This is a genomic window from Streptomyces sp. NPDC046977 (assembly GCF_040644455.1).
In the GTDB taxonomy this organism is placed as follows: domain Bacteria; phylum Actinomycetota; class Actinomycetes; order Streptomycetales; family Streptomycetaceae; genus Actinacidiphila.
This window is the reverse complement of record NZ_JBEYWO010000030.1, coordinates 20,023-37,219: the sequence shown is the minus strand read 5'-3', so window position 1 is coordinate 37,219 and position 17,197 is coordinate 20,023. Positions and strand designations below refer to the sequence as shown.

Genomic DNA, 17,197 nt, shown 5'->3' with positions numbered 1-17,197 from the left:
TTTATCGAGCAGGCCCGGATCGACCCCATACCACCACATGCTGAGACGCCCGGCTCACTCAGCGGACCACCTGCCCACGCTCCCGCCGCGGTAATCGCGCCGTACGCCGTGCTCCATGTCACTGCGCCCGGCGTACGCCCTCGTGAACGGAGGCCGACGCCGGGCGGTCCCGCCGGCGGAACGTCACTTCGCCGGGCGCAGTCCCAGCGGTTTGGCGATCTCGGCGGCCATCACACGGCCCGCCTCGTCCGCGAGCCGGTCGTCGTCCGCGCCGGCGTCCGTGTCCAGGCCGTCCAGCGCGTCCAGCGGGCTGTCCAGCCGGACGTGCGCCACCAGCGACTGCAGGGCGCGCAGCGACGCCGAGGCCGTCGGACCCCAGTTGGACAGGTACGAGAACTGCCACCACCACAGCGCCTCGGTGATCCGGCCGGACCGGAAGTGCGCCAGGCCGTGGGTGAGGTCGGTCACCACGTCCGCGAGGTCGTCGGAGATCCGGCAGGCGACCGGCGTGCTGCGCGGCACGTACGGGTCGAAGACCTCGGAGTAGACGTCGATCGGCTCCAGCAGCACCGCGAGCCGCTCGCGCAGCTCGTCGGTGTCCGGCTCCGGCCCGAGGTCCGGCTCGTACCGCTCCTCCGGGACGATGTCCTCGTGCGCGCCCAGCCGGCCGCCGGCCAGCAGCAACTGCGAGACCTCCAGCAGGAGATAGGGCACCGCGCTGTCCGGGTCGTCGCCCTTGGCGACCTCCCGCACCGAGAGGATGAAGCTCTCGATCTGGTCCACGATCGAGGACGCGAAGTCGTCGGGGTCGAGGGCGTTGTCAGACATCAAGGAGCCGCCTTCCTTCAAAGGCTCGGCCGAGCGTGACCTCGTCGGCGTATTCCAAGTCGCCCCCGACCGGCAGGCCGCTGGCGAGACGGGTGACCTTCAGTCCCATCGGTTTGACCATGCGCGCGAGATACGTGGCCGTGGCCTCGCCCTCGAGGTTGGGGTCGGTGGCGAGGATCAGCTCCGTGACGGTGCCGTCCGCGAGGCGCGCCAGCAGCTCCCTGATCCGCAGGTCGTCGGGGCCGACGCCCTCGATCGGGCTGATCGCGCCGCCGAGCACGTGGTACCGGCCCCGGAACTCGCGGGTGCGCTCGATGGCGACCACGTCCTTGGGCTCCTCGACCACGCAGATGACCGTGGTGTCGCGGCGCGGGTCACGGCAGACCCGGCACTGGTCGGCCTCGGCGACATTGCCGCAGACCACGCAGAACCGCACCTTCGCCTTGACCTCGCTCAGGGCGTGCGCGAGCCGGCGGACGTCGGCGGGATCGGCCTGGAGGATGTGGAAGGCGATCCGCTGCGCGCTCTTCGGACCCACGCCGGGCAGTCTGCCCAGCTCGTCGATCAGGTCCTGAACCACGCCCTCGTACACGCTGTGCCCTCTTCGTCGCTCGGACGGTCCGGAAGACCCGGGGCCGTCAGAAAGGAAGGCCGGGGATGCCCCCGAGCCCCTGGGCGAGCGGGCCGAGCTTGCGCTGCTGCAGCTCCTGCGCGCTCGCGTTCGCGTTCTGCACGGCGGCGACGACCAGGTCGGCCAGCGTCTCCGTGTCCTCAGGATCGACCGCCTTCGGGTCGATGACCAGACCCCGGAGCTCGCCGGCACCGGTCACCGTCGCCTTCACCAGGCCACCGCCCGCGGTGCCCTCGACCTCGGTCTCGGCGAGCTCCTGCTGGGCTGCCGCGAGGTTCTCCTGCATCTGCTGGGCCTGCTTGAGCAGCTGCTGCATGTTCGGCTGACCACCACCGGGGATCACGGTCTCGCTCCTGCCTCACGACGACGGTTGTGCGGGTAGGGCGAGCCTACGTGCTCGGACGCCCGCTCGCGCTACCCGTAGCCAGGAACGACCGACACGCGTCGGCCGTTCCGGCCAAAAGGACCGGACAGGGCCGGACAGGGCCGGACAGGGCCGGTCGTTGAGCGGTAGCCCGGCGACCGGCAGAGCTCGCCGGTCAGTCGTTGGCGATCTCCTCGATCACGGTGGCGCCCAGTTCCCGCACGATCAGGTCGTGGCCGCTCAGCGCGGACTCGACCAGGTCCGGGTCGTCGTCCTCGGGCATGTCGTACTCGACCGGCGGCGGCTCCTCGGCAACCGGCGCGTGCGCGGCGGCGACCGCGCCACCGGACACCGCGGACGGCGCCCCCACCGCGGCGCGTGCGGCGGCGGCCCTGCCCGTGGCGGGCGGCGCGGCCTGCGGGGCCGGGGCGGCGGGAGCGGCCGACTGGGGCTGCTGATGGGGCTGTTGGGACTGAGCCTGCTGTGGTTGCTGCGGCGGCTGAGACGGCTGGGGTTGCGGTGGGGCGGCAGGACCGGGGCCCTGGGGGTGTCCCGGGCCGGGCCGGGAACCGCCGCCGAAGCCGCCCCCGGAACCGCCGCCCGGCCCGCCGGGGCTGACGATCGCCTCGATGCGCCACTGGACGCCCAGTGCGTCGGTGATCGCCTGCTGGAGGACGTCCTCGTGGCCGCGGTTGACGAAGCTGTCGCGGGCGCCCGGGTTGTCGAAGCCGATCTGCAGCGTGGAGCCGTCGAACCCGACGAGGCGGCCGTTCTGCTCCAGCAGCATCCAGGTGACCCGGCGCCGGTTCTTGACGGCCTCCAGGATGTCCGGCCACATCTGGCGGACCCGGGAGGGGTCGCCGACGGGCGCCCCGGACGCGGGGGCGACAGGGGCCGCGGCGGCCGCTTCGGCGGGAGCGGGGGACGGCGGGGCCGCCGCCGGGGAGGCCCCGCCCGGCCAGGCGCCGGGGCGCTGCCCGCTCCCGGGGGCGGCGGCGCTCGGCCAGGCACCGGGACGGGGAGCTGCGACCGGACCGGGGGCCGTTTCCGCGGGTGCGGGAGCGGGCGGCTGGGACGGCTGAGGCTGCGGCGGCGGGGCGGGCTCGTCGGCGGGACGCGCCGGGGCGTTCATCGCCGCGCGGGCCGCCGCACGGCCACCGCCCGGGGGCATCGGCTCGCCGAACTCCACGACCGGGGCCGCGGGGCCGCCTGCGGGACCGCCCGCGGGCGCCGCGAAACCGCCCGCGGAGGCGCGCCGCTCCAGCCGGTCCAGCCGGGCCTGCAGGGACCGTTCGTCGTCGTACGCCGCGGGCAGCAGCACCCGCGCACAGATCAGTTCCAGCTGGAGTCGCGGAGAGGTGGCCCCGCGCATCTCGGTGAGCCCGGTGTTGACCAGGTCGGCGGCGCGGCTCAGTTCGGCCGCGCCGAAGACGCCGGCCTGCGCGCGCATCCGCTCCAGGACGTCGGCGGGGGCGTCGATCAGGCCCTTCTCCACCGCGTCCGGCACCGCCGCCAGGATCACCAGGTCCCGCAGCCGCTCCAGCAGGTCGGCCACGAAGCGGCGCGGGTCGTGCCCGCCCTCGATCACCCGGTCCACGATCTCGAACGCCGACGCGCCGTCCCCGGCGGCGAAGGCGTCCACGACGTCGTCCAGGAGCGCGGCGTCGGTGTACCCCAGCAGCGAGGTCGCCATGGCGTACGTCACGCCGGCCTCGCCCGCACCGGCGAGCAACTGGTCCATCACCGACATCGAGTCACGCACCGAGCCGGCCCCGGCCCGGACCACCAGCGGATACACCCCGGCCTCGACCGGGATCGCCTCGCGCTCGCAGACCTCCGCCAGATAGTCGCGGAGCGTCCCCGGCGGCACCAGCCGGAACGGGTAGTGGTGGGTGCGCGAGCGGATCGTGCCGATGACCTTCTCGGGCTCCGTCGTCGCGAAGATGAACTTCAGATGCTCCGGCGGCTCCTCGACCACCTTCAGCAGGGCGTTGAAGCCCGCCGAGGTGACCATGTGCGCCTCGTCGATGATGTAGATCTTGTAGCGGCTGCTCGCCGGCCCGAAGAAGGCCTTCTCCCGCAGGTCTCGGGCGTCGTCCACACCACCGTGCGACGCCGCGTCGATCTCGATCACGTCGATCGACCCCGGGCCGTTGCGGGCCAGGTCGCGACACGACTGGCACTCCCCGCACGGCGTCGGCGTCGGGCCCTTCTCGCAGTTCAGGCAGCGCGCCAGGATGCGCGCGCTGGTTGTCTTGCCGCAGCCGCGCGGCCCGCTGAAGAGGTACGCGTGATTGACCCGGTTGTTCCGCAGCGCCTGCTGCAGCGGGTCGGTGACGTGCTCCTGCCCGATGACCTCGGCGAAGGTCTCGGGGCGATAGCGGCGGTACAGAGCAAGGGACACGCCTACGACGATATCGGCCCCCACCGACACCCGGGCCCCGCCCGTGTGACGGACCCCACACGGGCCGCCCTCCCGGGCCAAAGGAAAGACCCCTCACGCACCCGCCAGAGCCCACCTACCCTTGCTGCCTTCCGGCCCTGGGGGGGTTCAGCGAGATAGCGCCACGTGAGGGGCTGCGCCCAGCCTACCCGATCCGATCACCCCGGATGCACGCCGACGCTCCGCGGCAACGAGTTCGCGAGCACTCCCTCCGGTCTAGTAATGTTTGCCGCGGAGGATTCGCCTAGAGGCCTAGGGCGCACGCTTGGAAAGCGTGTTGGGGGCAACCCCTCACGAGTTCGAATCTCGTATCCTCCGCCAGTGCCTCACCGGGCACGATGTCGAAGGGCCCCACCGGTCGCGGTGGGGCCCTTCGACGTTCCCGGGACCCGGGCGTCGGTGACGTGCCGCACGGCGCGTCGCGCGGCCGCACCGGATTGCGCTGTGGCGCGACGCCGTCGCCTGTGATGTCTCTCACCTGAAAATCTCCGTGGATGGAAGCAACTGTCCCCGCTTGCGTGCTATGCGCGGGCGGTACGTTCCGTTCCGCCCGCGGGCGCTCCGGCAAGGGCTGTCGGCCCGTCGCGGGGGCCCATAGCATCAACGAGCCGCTCCGCCCCACGCGTAGCAGCGGCGCTTCATTCCCGTCGAAATGCGCCGTGCGCACGCCGAATTGAGGCCCCATGAACCTTCGTCATGCCCTGACATCGGTGGCAGTGACCGCCGCGATGGCCCCGGCCGTGGTGTTCACCGGGTCGGCCGCGGTGGCCGCACCGGGCACTCCGAGTCCCGGTGAAACCACGGCCACGGCCACACCCGGCGCAACGGTCACCCCGACCACCGAGGCCGCGACCACGACCGCGTCCGGCACGTCCACGATCGAGGCATCGAGCTGCACCGGCAGGCATTCGGACATCATCGACAAAGAACTGGTGGCCGCTCTGCACGGGATCCCGGACGGGATCGCCGCCGGCAGCGGCTGGCACGAGTTCACGCTGGACGTCGACAACCATTCCGGCAACAGCTACCCGAGGGTGCAGTTCCTGGTGATCGCCGCTCAGCTGCTCGACATGACCTGGGGCGTCAGGGAAACCACCGGTGCCGCCCTGCAGTTCCAGGACCCGAGCAGCGGCAGATGGACCACGATCCCGCTGCCGACGAATCGCTCCGCCGACGACCCGGAAGTGGGCTTCGTGGGCTACAGGGCGATCAAGCCCCACCAGTCCTTCTCGATCAAGCTGCGGGTGAGCATCGCGTCCTTCGTGGACCCCTCGATTTACACCTATTACGTGGTGGCCTACGGCGCCTACCTCAACAGCGCGGGCGCGTGCACGACCCTGGGGGGTTCTCCTCAAGAAAAGGACATCTCCATTCTGGAGTACCGGCCCGTGCCCTCCAAGAGCGCGTCTGCCCCCGTGCCCTCCAAGAGCGCCTCTGCCGGATCGGGTGACCTCGCCGAGACCGGCTCGTCCTCGGCCCTGCCGCTGATCGCCGCCATCGGTGCCGCCGCCGTGGCCGTCGGGGCCGGTGGGATCGTCGTCGTCCGCCGCCGCAAGGCCGGCGGCCACACCGCCTGACATGTGTATGGACGGTGTCGCCCGCCCGTGTCGGCCGGGTGATCACACCATCGGTTAAGGTTCCTCTCCGGTCCGCGCACCCTGCGGCCGAACAAGACTTGGGGGGTCTCATGCGGATACGATTCCGCGCTGCCCTGGCGACGGCTGTCGCCGCGCTCGGGCTCGTGGCCGGTTCTGTGGCGCCGGCTCAAGCCGCCACCGGTTACGACCGCTGCCCGAAGGGCAGGTTCTGCATCTTCGACGGTCGCGACGGCACCGGCGCGATGGCGTCCTACTCCACGGTGCAGACCCGGCTGGGTTCCTGGGACAACCGGGCGTCGTCGGTCTACAACCGGACCAGCTACAAGAACGTCTGCCTGTTCACCCAGCCGTACTACAAGTACGAGGACTCGGTGCACGACATCCGGCTCGAGATGGACGGCACCGACTTCCGGATGGACCTCGCGCACATCCGCGACGCGAACAGCCACATGGACAACAACCTCAGCTCGTTCCGCTGGGCCGCCACCTCGCGGGAGTGCGAGACGGGTACCGAGTACCTGCCGTGGGAGAACCCGACCTGGTCGTCCCGGGTCAACCATCTCCCGTTCGGTGACCTGGACGGGGACGGCAACGCCGATCTGCTGCAGCGTACGCACACCGGCAGGCTGTGGTTCCTGCCCGGCAACGGGTCCGGCAGGGCGATCAGTTCCGGCTGGAACTCGATGACGGCCCTCACGCGCCACGGCGACCTCACCGGGGACGGCCGCGAGGACCTGCTCGCGCGGAACAAGCAGGGCGTCCTGACGCTCTACGCGGGCAACGGCAAGGGTGCCTTCCCCTGGCACAAGGCCATCGGCTCCGGCTGGAACTCGATGACCGCCATCCAGGCGGCCGGCGACCTCAGCGGGGACGGCCGGATGGACCTGGTCGCCCGCAACAAGCAGGGCGTCCTGACGCTCTACTCCGGCGACGGCAAGGGTGCCTTCCCCTGGCACAAGGCCATCAGCTCCGGCTGGAACGGCATGCTGACCTTCGCCGCGCCCGGCGACCTCAGCGGGGACCGCCACGACGACCTGGTGGCCGGCGACTCCGCGGGCAAGCTCTGGCTCTACCCGGGCAACGGCCACGGCGGCTTCACCGCCCGCAAGCTGATCGGCAGTTCGGGCTGGCGTTCCTTCACCACCATCCTCGGTGTGGGGGACATGGCCACCCCCACGGGCCGCCCCGACATCATCGCCGCCCAGAGCGGCGAGGTCTACGGAAGTGTCCGGCTCTTCTCCGGACAGCCGGGCGGCAAGCTCCAGAACCTCGGCGACCTCGCCCGCCTGGACCACGGCGACCTGCTGCGCTGACGCCGCGGCCGGGACGATCGCCTGAGTCCGCCGCACAGTGAAGGGCCCCACCGCGATCGGTGGGGCCCTTCACTGTGTGCCGCTTCTTTCAGGACAGGCTTCGGTAGGTGTTCCAGCCGGAGGCGATCTGCGCACGGCTGTCGAAGGTGCCCTTGGCGTTGCCCGACCAGCGGTAGAGGTGACCGGACGCGTCACGCCCCACCAGGTCCGGGCGACCGTCACCGGTCAGGTCACCCTCCACCAGCAGCGTGTTGTACGCGCTCACACCCTTGGCGATGTGGACACGGGCATTGAAATTACCCTTCCCATTGCCCAGCCACCGCCACAGATCACCCTTGGTGTCCCGCCCGATCAGGTCACCCAGACCGTCACCGTTCAGATCACCGGCACCAATGATCCGGTTGTACGCCGTCACACCGTGCGCCACCGCGACCCGGCCACTGAACCCACCCTTGCCGTCCGCCGCGTACAGCCACAACGTGCCCGCCGTGTCCCGCGTCAGAAGATCAGGACGCCCGTCACCGTCCAGATCACCCGGCGACGTGATCACGTTGTAACCACCGAAACCGGTACCGACAGTCGCATGCGTACCGGTCGTGCTGAACGGCTTGCCGGACACACCGTTGTAACGCACCAAGGATCCACTCGACGTGCGAACGACCAGGTCGTTGACCCTGTCACCGGTCATGTCCCCCATGGCCGTCAGGTAATACGTCGACGGCCAACCGCCCGCCGACACCTTGCGCGCCGAGTCGATGCCGCCCTTGCCATTGCCCGGGTGGATCGCGTAATTGCCCTTGGTGTCCAGCGTGAGGATGTCCCCGATGCCGTCACCGGTGTAGTCGTGGCGGTCCACGGAGTGGACCACGAACGAACCGGTGATGGTCAGTTGCTGGTCCGCCGCGTTGGCGGGGGTGGTGCGGAAGATGTAGCCGTACTTGCCGGAGGAGACCGGTGTCCTCCCGTCGATCCCCTTGCCGTCCCAGGTGATGGTGGCCCTGCCGTTGGCGTACGTCAGCGGGACGAGGGCGACCGCACCCCGGCCGTTGACGATGTACGCCCCGCCGCGGACGGGTTTGGACATGTTCCAGGAGGCGGTCCAGGTGCCTCCGTGGCGCAGCTCGGCCACGGAGGGGACGTGGGGGAAGAACGCCGTCGGCGGCGAGAGGGTCACCTGCGGCCACTTCACCGTCATGTCGCCGTTCGCGGTGCGGTAGGCGACGGGGCCGCCGAAGCGGTCCACTCCCCACATCCGTCCGCGCTGGTCCTCCTCGGCGTACCACGGCACCGCCAGCGGGCCGAGTTCGCCGGTGCCGACGCGGTCGGCGGGGACCGCGCCGGGGAAGTACGTGATCATCAGCTTCCCGGCCGCGTTGTCCTGGCTGACCAGGTAGCCGTCGGCGAGCTGCGCGTACCCCGACGGGACATGGATCAGCTTCTTCGTGGTCCGGTCCCACACACCCGCGTCGCCGTCCGGACCGCAGGACCAGTAGATCCACCGGCCCACCACCTGCAGATCGGTGGGCACGCACGTCGCGCCGTCGTTCTCGGTGCGGATCTGCGTCACCTTCGGCAGGCTGGAAACCGTGACGGTGCCCAGGGTGCTGCCCGGCCGCCACAAGGTGTCGCCCCACAAGGCCGCGGACTTCCAGTCGCCCTGGGTCTGCCCGCTGACGCCGTTCCCCGTCACGGCCAGGGACGTCGCACTGCGCCGCTCCACACGGTAGGGGCCCGACGCCGCGACGACGGGTGAGTCCTCGAAGCCCATGCGGGCGAAGTCGGCTTCGCCGTTGCCGACGAAGTGGAGGCACTCGCCGTAGCAGGGCACGTCCCTGGGGCCGGATCCCGGATCCCCGGTGCCGTCGCCGGGGTCCTCGTACGAGAGGTCGCCCAGGTTCTTCAGGGGGCCGGCGGTCGGACGGCCGTTCGCGCCGAGGCTGAGGTCGGAGCCGTACAGGTCGGTGCCCGAGCCGGCGGACGCCGTGGCCTCGTGCTCCGTGCCGAGCAGCAGCCGCCCCTGGTCGACGGCGACACCGCCGGTCTCCCACACCGAGACATCGGGCACTTCCGCGACCGCTGCCGCGGTGGGCGTGCCGTCGGCACCGACGGTGATGTGCTGGACCGCCCAGTGCGCCGCGTCGCTGCCGCCCGCCACGTACAGGCTGCCGTCCGCCGCGTCCACCAGGCCCTGAAAGTCGGTCCCGGCGAGCAGCGTCACTGCGGGACCGCCGGCCAGCGGGACCGCGCGGAGTCGGTGGGAGCCCCCGGACTCCGGGTACACCACCCAGTCCCCGATCACCCGGGCCTTGCGCATGTCCGTCAGCCCGTCCAGGGAGGCGACCTTGGTTCCGGGCTGGTCCGGCCGGTCCCGGTCCACGACGTAGAGCTGCGTGACCGGGATCTTGATCGCCACGAACGAGACCTTGTCACCGGCGAGGTGGGGGAGGTCCAGCGTGCGGAAGTCGCCCGGCGGCACGTACGACAGGTGCGCGGTCGCGAAGTCCAGCAGCACGGTGTGCCAGGCGGTGCCGTCGGCCGACGTGTACTCGAACGCGGCCCCCTGGGCGTCGGAGGTGGGGAAGTTGATGTACCCGGTGATGTCGGGCAGGACGCCCGAGACCTCGCGGTCCACCGGTGCCCCACCGCCGGCGGGTATCTCCCACAGGTGCAGGGTCCCCTTGCCGTCCACGATGCGGCGGGTCAGCAGGCGGTTCTGCGCGAAGATCTTCGTGACCGTGTCGGTCGCGGGCACCTGGAACGTCGTGAGCGCGCCGGTGGCGTAGTGCCGGATCCGGTACGTGCTCGTGGACCCGACGCGCTCCAGCCCGAACCCGCCGTTGACGGCAAGGGGTTCGACGGGAGCCGGGAGGGTCCTGCCGTCCGGGCCGACCCACGCCACCGGCGCCCGCGGCGCCTCGGAGAACAGACCCGCCGGCGGGGCCCCGGTCAGGTAACCGGAGGCGTCCGCGGTGACCAGGTTCATCCACCGCGGGCCCTGCTCGCGCTGCCCCCGCAGCGTCAGTGACGGCAGGTCGTCCCCCGCCGCGGGTGCGGCCGCCGCCGGAGCGGGCGTCCAGGGCGACGCCCCCACCCCGACCGCCAGCGCCACCACGACGGCCGCCAGGCCGGACCGCGGCATTCGCCGTTCTCGTTTCGCACGCATCGTGAGTCCCCCTCAGGTCTGGTCGGTCCTTCGGATGCCCCCGCCGGACGGGTCGTCGGCATGGAAGGCTCCGGACACTCCTACGGCTCTTCAGACTCTCCGGGAGCGGCGGACGTTGTACCGCCGCGGGCGGCGATTCCTGTCATGGCCGGCCTCCGGGCCGGGGACCGGAGCCCCCCGGCACCTTGTGACGGACCGGCGGGGCGTCCTGAGGTGCTCGTGTGCGCCGGGAGGCAGGGGCACGGTCGCGGAGCCGCGCCGCGCACGGTCGGCCCGCGTCCGGAAAATCGATTCGCCTCCGCGTTCCCTTCTGGGGCTACGATGCTCCGGCCGTCGGGCGAAACACGGGTGGGACCCGATGGGTCGGAGACCCGGCGGCAGTCTGGTTCACGAATCCATGGGGGGTTCCCACGTGAAGTCCCGCGCGCGCCGCAACCTTGCGGCGCTCACCTCGGCCGCCTCGCTCGCGGCCGGCGCCGTCGCCGTCACCGCGCCGTCGGCACAAGCCTTGCCGATCGCCGCCAAGGGCGGCGTGATCGCGCTGTACGACGGCAGGTCCGGGGTCGTGACGGTCAACCCGGACGGCACCGGGCGGCGTTCGGTGCCCGGTGTCACGAACACCGGCGTCGCGCCCGACTGGGCACCCGACGGCAGCCGGCTGGTCAGCGAGGCCACCGACGGCAACGTGGTCAGCAGCCGGATCACCGGCTCCGTCTCGCCGGTCTTCGCCGGTGTCTCGGACGGCCTCGGCTCCGTCTTCGCAGGGCTCGGCGAGTCCGTCGTCACCACCAGGGCCGACGGGCTCTTCATCGGCCCGTCGGACGGCTCCTACGATCCCGAGCACCTGCTGACCGGCTCCCAGAAGGGGGCGACGGACTGCGACGGCCACCCGTCGACCAGCGTGTACGGTCTGATCGCCTTCGCCCGGACGTCGCCGTGCGACAACCCGGCCGGCCCGGACGTCTGGACGTACGACCAGGGGACGCGCAAGGTCAGGAAGACCATCGCGTCGGCCTCGTACCCGGCGTTCTCCGCCGACGGCAGCCGGCTGGCCTTCTCCCGCGTCGTGGACGGGTACCTGCAGCTGTTCGTCGCCGCGGCCGACGGCACCGGGGCCGAGCAGGTCACCACCGACCCCGCCGACCACCAGGGCGCGTCGTGGGACCCGGCGGGCGGGCGGATCGCGTTCGACTCGGTGGACCGGTCCACCGGCGTCACCACGGCGAGGATCCTCACCCTCTCCGACGGCAGCCTCGCCACCATCCCCGGCGGCGGCACGCACCCCGCGTGGCAGCCGCTCCGGAACAACAGCATCGACCGGGTCTACGCGGACGGAGCGGTCGGCGACGACGGCGCCGCCTCCCGCTGGACGTTCGACGCGATCGGCAAGCCGCACGTGCCCGGCCTGCTGGCGCAGCGGTCCGCGGTGCTGGTCAACAAGGACGTCTCCACGTACGCCGTCCCCGCGGTCTCGCTCGGCGCCAACAAGCAGGGCGCGGTCCTGATGACGTCGGGCGGCTCGCTCGACGCCAGTGCGGCCACCGAACTGAAGCGCTCCCTCTACAAGGGCGGCACCGTCTACCTGGAGGGCGGCACCAACCTGCTGTCCGACAAGGTGTCCAAGCAGGTGACCGCCCTCGGGTACAAGGTCGTCCGCCTCGCCGGGAACGACCTCGCCTCGGTCACCGCCCGGGTCGCCGGGCAGATCACCACAAAGCCGACCTGGGTGTTCGTCGCCGACGGCAACGAGTACCGGGACCCGATCGCCGCCTCCACGGCCGCCGGTTCGCTGGGCTACCACGGGCTCGGCGTGGTGCTGGTGACGAAGGGGACCACGGTCCCCGCCGCCACCTTGAACTACCTCAACGCCCTGGACCCGAACAAGACCAACATGGTGTCGGTCGGGACCAACGCCAGGAAGGCGCTGGAGAAGGCGACGCTGAAGAAGGTCTGGCACTTCTGGGACGTCAGCGGCTCCACCAACGAGGCCACGGCGGTCAACCTGGCGAACTTCTGGTGGGGTGCGCCGTACTCGGCCTCGGTCGAGAACCGGTGGAACTGGAAGACCGCCGTCGTCGGCGGCGCCGCGTCCGCGACGTACGGGCCCATGCTGTGGAGCGCCGTCAGCTCGCTCTCCCCGGAGACCGCGGCCTACCTGACCAAGGAGTCCGCGAGCATCCAGAACGTGCAGACCTACGGCGGCTACAAGGACTACTCCGTGGCCACCCGCACGAGCATCGGCAACGCCATCGCGGCGAGCAACTCGTGGATCACCACCGTGTGGGCGGCAGCCGGCCGCCCGCCGGTGTCCGCGGCGCAGAAGACCCTGCGGAGCGCGGCGGAGCCGGGCACCCCGGTCTCCAAGCCGGAGCTGCCCAAGGTCGTTCCCGGGCAGCACCTTCCGGCCGCGAACGCCCGCACCGGGTCCTGACCCCTCACGGGGCCGCCTTCCCGGTCCCCGTCCGGTGCCTCACCGGGCATGTCGTCGAAGGGCCCGCCGTCCGCGGCGGGCCCTTCCGCGTGCCCGGCCGCCGGGGCCGGCGAGGGCTTCGTCACGTTCTCTCGGACCCGCTGCAGAAGACCTCCACAGGATCTATACGATGAGCTCTCACTCCGACCCGTCAGGGTCAGCGGGCGTACTTCACTGTGGGGGACACATGCGCAAGCGAGCCACCGTCGCCATACTCTCCGGCGTCCTGGCCATCTCGACCCTGGCTGCTCCGGCGGCCCTCGCCGACCAGCACATCGGCGACACCAAGATCACCAAGGTGGTTGTCAACGGGGGCCAGCCGATCGTGCTGGGCACCGCCAACCCCAAGAAGGTCGTCATCAGTGTGACCGGGTCCGACCCGAAGGGGATCAACGACGGCATCGCCTTCCTCTGGCACGGGAACAGCGTGGACTCGGCCGACGGTTTCGCCGGTCCGACCGCGGAGCACGGCACCTGCAAGAAGCTCAGCTCCACCAGCTCGTCCTGCTCCGTCTCGATCACGATCGACCCGAAGTCCGACCTCTACGCGAACACGCTGGCCGGGTACTGGAAGGTCTTCGCGGGCGCCCAGGGCAAGGACAGCGACTTCATCACCAAGGACGCCTACACCAGCGTCAAGGTGCAGCGTGCCGCCGGCCTGACGGTCAACGCCTCGCCGGAGCCCGTGGCGAAGAACGGCACGATCACCGTGACCGGGCGCTTCACCCGTGCCGACTGGCAGACCCACGGCTACTCGCCCTTCGGCGGCCAGAGCGTGCGGCTCCAGTTCAAGAAGACCGGCACGAGCACCTGGACCACGGTCAAGTGGGTCAAGTCCACCAGCACCGGCTACCTGACCACCACCGCCAAGGCCACCGCCGACGGCAACTGGCGGTACAGCTTCGACGGTGTCAGCTCCACCCCGGCGGTCGCTTCGACGCCGGACTGGGTCGACGTCAAGTAACCCCCGGCCGCTCCCGCCGGGCCGCGGCCCGGCGTCGTGAGTGAGCACCCCGGAACGCCGAAGGGGCCCCACCGTGAGCGGTGGGGCCCCTTCGGCGTTCTCCGCCCCGGCGGGACAGGATGCGGGGGTCAGCCCGCGGCGGGCGGGGCCGGGCGGGTGCCGGGGACGGCGCCCTCACCGATCACGTAGTGGGAGCCCTCGCTGTCCTCGGCCTGGATCAGCACCTGGTAGGAGGAGGTCGCACCGGCCGGCGCGGTGGTGTCCAGGTAGGACACGGCGGTGCCGGGAAGGGGCGGCGTCACCTCGTCCCAGACCTGGGTGGCCGGGTTCCAGCGCCGGACCGTGACTGCGTACGGCTCCGGGCACCCGCTGTCGTACGGGCAGACCCACGCCCACGTGAGCCGGACGCCGTCGGCGGAGCCGTTCGCGGCCAGCGTCATGTGGCTGACGTATCCGTCGCCGGTCCACGGCAGCACCGCCGCCTCGGAGCGCACGCCGTCGGCGTCCACGGCCACCACCGCGTAGTAGGCACCGAAACGGACGGCGGGCGCGGCCGTGTCCGTCACGGTGGTGCCCGTCACCGGCTGGTCCTGGACCCGGGTGCCGGGGTGGGCGGCGTCCTGCCAGTCCCGGAGGACCAGGTACCCGGTGGCGCCGGGCACCGGCTGCCAGGACAGCACCGCCCGGTCGCCGTCCTGCCGCGCGGCCGGTTCACCGGGCCGGCCGGGGCGCGGGGTGCCCTCGGGGTACGGGCGTACCGCGCAGCCCGGGTCGGAGAAGTACGAGCGGCACCCCGACGGGCCCACGGCGACCGTCCGGTAGCAGGCGGCCCGCGGGAGTACCGCCCGTCAGGACGGGACCACCGGGACCGGGAGGTCCTGGGTCTCCAGGCTGATGAGCTGCTCCGGGGTGGGTGCGGGGAGTTCGGCGACGCGCTGGGCCTGGCGCTCGGTCATCTCCTGGAACGTCTGCCGGGCGGAGCGGCCGTTACCGAAGCCCTCGCCGCGCGGCATCCGCTCGAAGAGCAGGGCAAGTTCGGCGCGGGCGGCGGGCGTCAGCTCGTACTGGTGCTCCTCCGCCTGGTGCTCGACGATCGAGACCAGCTCGCCGGCGTCGTAGTCCTCAAAGAGCAGGGTGCGGCCGAAGCGGGAGGACAGGCCCGGGTTGGAGCTGATGAAGCGGTCCATGTCGCCGGGGTAGCCGGCGGCGATGACGACCACGTCGTCCCGGTGGTCCTCCATGAGCTTCACCAGGGTGGCCACGGCCTCGGTGCCGAAGTCGTTGCCCGCGCCGAGCGGGGCGAGGGAGTACGCCTCGTCGATGAACAGGACGCCGCCGAGCGCCCGGTTGAAGGCGGCAGTGGTCTTCGGGCCCGTGTGGCCGACGTACTCGCCGACCAGGGCCGTGCGGTCGACCTCGACGAGGTGGCCGCGGCGCAGCAGGCCGAGCGCCTTGAGCAGCCGGCCGTAGAGCCGGGCGACCGTGGTCTTGCCGGTGCCGGGGTTGCCTGCGAAGACCAGGTGGCGGCTGAGCGGCGGTGCAGGCAGGCCGGCCTCCTCGCGGCGGCGGACCGTCTGCATGAGCTTGACCAGCGAGCCGACGTCGTGCTTGACGCGGTCGAGGCCGACGAGGGCGTGGAGTTCGCCGAGCAGGTCCTCCAGGTGCTCCTCCGGCACCTCCGGGTCGTCGGCGGACGCCGAAGAGCGCGGCTCGCCGGGTGCCGCGGGCGGCGCGGCGGGGGAGCCCGGCCGGGCCGCGGAGACGGGGGAGCCGAAGGTCAGCGGGACGCCGTCGGCGGTGCAGTCCTCCAGGCGCGGGGCGGCGCCCTCGTCGGTGCCGAGGGCCTCCGCGCAGTCCCGGGTCCGGCACTGCCGGAACAGCGGGTCGGCGGACGCGCCGACGTGCAGGGCGGGGAATCCGGAGCCGGTCACGTCGATGCTGGTGAAGGTGCCGCCCGCGCCCTCGGCGAGGAAGACGCCGTTCTTGGCGGGGCCGCTGATCCGCAGGTCGGTGACGGAGGGCCGGGCGCCGGTCCACACGACGACACCGGAGCCGCCGCAGTCCTCCACCGAACCGCCGTCGACCGTGGCGTCGGCACCCTTGTCGACGACGACGCCCGCCGCGCCCGCCCCGGTGATCCGTATCCCGGTGAGGACGGCGGTGCCGCCGGACGCGATCTGGACGCCGATCTCCTTGGTGCCGGTCACGGTGGTGCGCTCCACCCGGGTGCCGGTGGCCGAGCCCACGCCGATGCCGGTCGCCGCGCCGTCGATGCGGCAGCCGGTGACCGTGGCGGTGGCCTGCTCGGCCACGGCGACGCCGGTCATGGCGACATCGCGGATGCCGCAGTCGGCGAGTTCCACGCGGGCCTCCCCCGCGGCGTGGACGCCGTGCTCGGAGCCGCCGCGGACGAGGCAGTCGGCGAGCCGGCCGGTGGCGGTGCCGGACGCGTGCACGGCGCTGAAGGCGCTGCCGTCGATCCGGCAGTCGGCGAGGTGGCCGGTGGCGGTGCCGCTGAGCAGCACCCCGTTGGCGCCCGCGTCGGCGACGGCGCAGCCGGTGGCCTTGAGCTGGGCCTTGTCCTGCACGGCGAGGCCGACGGAGGCGGCCCCGCGGATGCGGCAGTCGGTGAGTTCGGCGCGTGCCGACCCGGTGAGGTGCACACCGGCCGCGCCGGGCGACTCGATGCGCAGTTCGCCCGCCGTCGCCTCGGAACCGTCCTCCAGCAGCAGCCCCGCCCGGCCGGTCCCGGTCAGCGTGGAGTCGGCGAGCCGCAGCCGCGCGTTGCCGCGCAGCCGGATGCCGGAGCCCGTGGTGCGGCCCAGGCGCAGCCGTACGGCGTCGAGCCGGGCCGATCCCGACAGCACGACGCCGGTGCCGTCCACGCCCGTCACGGCGGTGTCCTCCACCTGCGCGCGGACCCCTCCGGCGAGGTAGAGGCCGGCGAGCCGGGCGCCCTCCAGGCGGCAGCGCCGCAGCATCACCGCGGTGGTGCCGGCCTCCTCGTCGTCCGGGCCGCGGACCTGGATCCGGCCGCCCTCGACGGCGCAGTCCTCCATGACCAGCCCGGCACCTGGCTGCACCGCGACCGCGGGGGCGCCCTCGTCGGAGCCCCACACGGTCACGCCGTGCAGGGCGCAGTCGGGGCCGTCGACGGTGAGCGCGGGCTGGTCGCCGGACGGCGCGGCCAGCACGACGCTGCCCCGGCCGTGCTCCGCGGCGAGCACGACCGCGCGGTCGAGCACCACGGCCTCGGTCCAGGTGCCGGGGGCGATCACCACCAGATCGCCGGCGGCGGCGGCGCGCACCGCGTCGGCGATCCGGTGGAAGGCACCCTTGCCGCCCTGTCCTTTGGGGGCCACGGTGTGACGCGTCATGTCCGGATCCTTCACTGGCTCTGCTGCTGGTCCTGCTGGCTGTACT

11 protein-coding genes, 1 tRNA gene and 1 other RNA gene are annotated in these 17,197 nt (G+C 72.2%); 5 read left to right on the top strand and 8 right to left on the bottom strand.

What is annotated here, in order from left to right; genetic code table 11:
* Positions 1-183: 183 nt before the first annotated feature.
* The 5 genes from ABZ883_RS34010 to ffs form a co-directional block, all read right to left on the bottom strand.
* Positions 184-828, bottom strand: coding sequence for a DUF5063 domain-containing protein (locus ABZ883_RS34010; RefSeq protein WP_360913159.1), 645 nt, complete (start codon positions 826-828; stop codon positions 184-186).
* Complete coding sequence (recR, locus tag ABZ883_RS34005; RefSeq protein ID WP_360913157.1) at positions 821-1,420, bottom strand: recombination mediator RecR; 600 nt, start codon at positions 1,418-1,420, stop codon at positions 821-823. Before recR ends, ABZ883_RS34010 begins: the two co-directional genes overlap by 8 nt.
* A gap of 46 nt (positions 1,421-1,466) precedes the next feature.
* Positions 1,467-1,802: a YbaB/EbfC family nucleoid-associated protein gene (locus ABZ883_RS34000; protein ID WP_360913155.1), complete on the bottom strand. Its 336-nt coding sequence runs from the start codon at positions 1,800-1,802 to the stop codon at positions 1,467-1,469.
* A 196-nt stretch (positions 1,803-1,998) separates the two neighbouring features.
* Positions 1,999-4,227, bottom strand: a complete 2,229-nt coding sequence (locus ABZ883_RS33995; RefSeq protein WP_360913153.1) for a DNA polymerase III subunit gamma and tau — start codon at positions 4,225-4,227, stop codon at positions 1,999-2,001.
* Between the two features lie 81 nt (positions 4,228-4,308).
* An RNA gene (gene ffs / locus ABZ883_RS33990) (signal recognition particle sRNA small type) lies at positions 4,309-4,405 on the bottom strand.
* Positions 4,406-4,499: 94 nt separating this feature from the next.
* On the opposite strand from ffs, the gene ABZ883_RS33985 reads away from it, so the two are divergent.
* From ABZ883_RS33985 to ABZ883_RS33975, 3 genes are all read left to right on the top strand, one after another.
* A tRNA-Ser gene (locus tag ABZ883_RS33985) sits at positions 4,500-4,587 on the top strand.
* Between the two features lie 362 nt (positions 4,588-4,949).
* Positions 4,950-5,843, top strand: coding sequence for an LAETG motif-containing sortase-dependent surface protein (locus tag ABZ883_RS33980; protein WP_360913151.1), 894 nt, complete (start codon positions 4,950-4,952; stop codon positions 5,841-5,843).
* A gap of 110 nt (positions 5,844-5,953) precedes the next feature.
* Positions 5,954-7,177 carry an FG-GAP-like repeat-containing protein gene (locus ABZ883_RS33975; RefSeq protein WP_360913149.1) on the top strand — a complete coding sequence of 408 codons (1,224 nt, stop codon included), beginning with the start codon at positions 5,954-5,956 and terminating at the stop codon, positions 7,175-7,177.
* Positions 7,178-7,265: 88 nt separating this feature from the next.
* Here ABZ883_RS33975 and ABZ883_RS33970 read toward each other — a convergent pair whose 3' ends face one another.
* Positions 7,266-10,316, bottom strand: coding sequence for a VCBS repeat-containing protein (locus ABZ883_RS33970; protein ID WP_360913147.1), 3,051 nt, complete (start codon positions 10,314-10,316; stop codon positions 7,266-7,268).
* Between the two features lie 436 nt (positions 10,317-10,752).
* Between ABZ883_RS33970 and ABZ883_RS33965 the strand changes: the two genes are divergently transcribed.
* Positions 10,753-12,771 carry a hypothetical protein gene (locus ABZ883_RS33965; protein WP_360913145.1) on the top strand — a complete coding sequence of 673 codons (2,019 nt, stop codon included), beginning with the start codon at positions 10,753-10,755 and terminating at the stop codon, positions 12,769-12,771.
* 226 nt (positions 12,772-12,997) lie between these two features.
* Positions 12,998-13,774, top strand: coding sequence for a calcium-binding protein (locus ABZ883_RS33960; protein WP_360913143.1), 777 nt, complete (start codon positions 12,998-13,000; stop codon positions 13,772-13,774).
* A gap of 128 nt (positions 13,775-13,902) precedes the next feature.
* Here ABZ883_RS33960 and ABZ883_RS33955 read toward each other — a convergent pair whose 3' ends face one another.
* Both ABZ883_RS33955 and ABZ883_RS33950 read right to left on the bottom strand, forming a co-directional pair.
* A complete protein-coding gene (locus ABZ883_RS33955; protein ID WP_360913141.1) occupies positions 13,903-14,580 on the bottom strand; it encodes a hypothetical protein in 678 nt (225 codons plus the stop codon).
* A gap of 42 nt (positions 14,581-14,622) precedes the next feature.
* Positions 14,623-17,151 carry a right-handed parallel beta-helix repeat-containing protein gene (locus ABZ883_RS33950; protein WP_360913139.1) on the bottom strand — a complete coding sequence of 843 codons (2,529 nt, stop codon included), beginning with the start codon at positions 17,149-17,151 and terminating at the stop codon, positions 14,623-14,625.
* Between the last annotated feature and the right edge of the window lie 46 nt (positions 17,152-17,197).

Coding starts and splice junctions, on each gene's coding strand:
- ABZ883_RS33975 (WP_360913149.1), top strand. CDS start 5,954: ATGCGGATACGATTCCGCGCTGCCCTGGCGACGGCTGTCGCCGCGCTC.
- ABZ883_RS33970 (WP_360913147.1), bottom strand. CDS start 10,316: ATGCCGCGGTCCGGCCTGGCGGCCGTCGTGGTGGCGCTGGCGGTCGGG.
- ABZ883_RS34010 (WP_360913159.1), bottom strand. CDS start 828: ATGTCTGACAACGCCCTCGACCCCGACGACTTCGCGTCCTCGATCGTG.
- ABZ883_RS33960 (WP_360913143.1), top strand. CDS start 12,998: ATGCGCAAGCGAGCCACCGTCGCCATACTCTCCGGCGTCCTGGCCATC.
- ABZ883_RS33980 (WP_360913151.1), top strand. CDS start 4,950: ATGAACCTTCGTCATGCCCTGACATCGGTGGCAGTGACCGCCGCGATG.
- ABZ883_RS33950 (WP_360913139.1), bottom strand. CDS start 17,151: ATGACGCGTCACACCGTGGCCCCCAAAGGACAGGGCGGCAAGGGTGCC.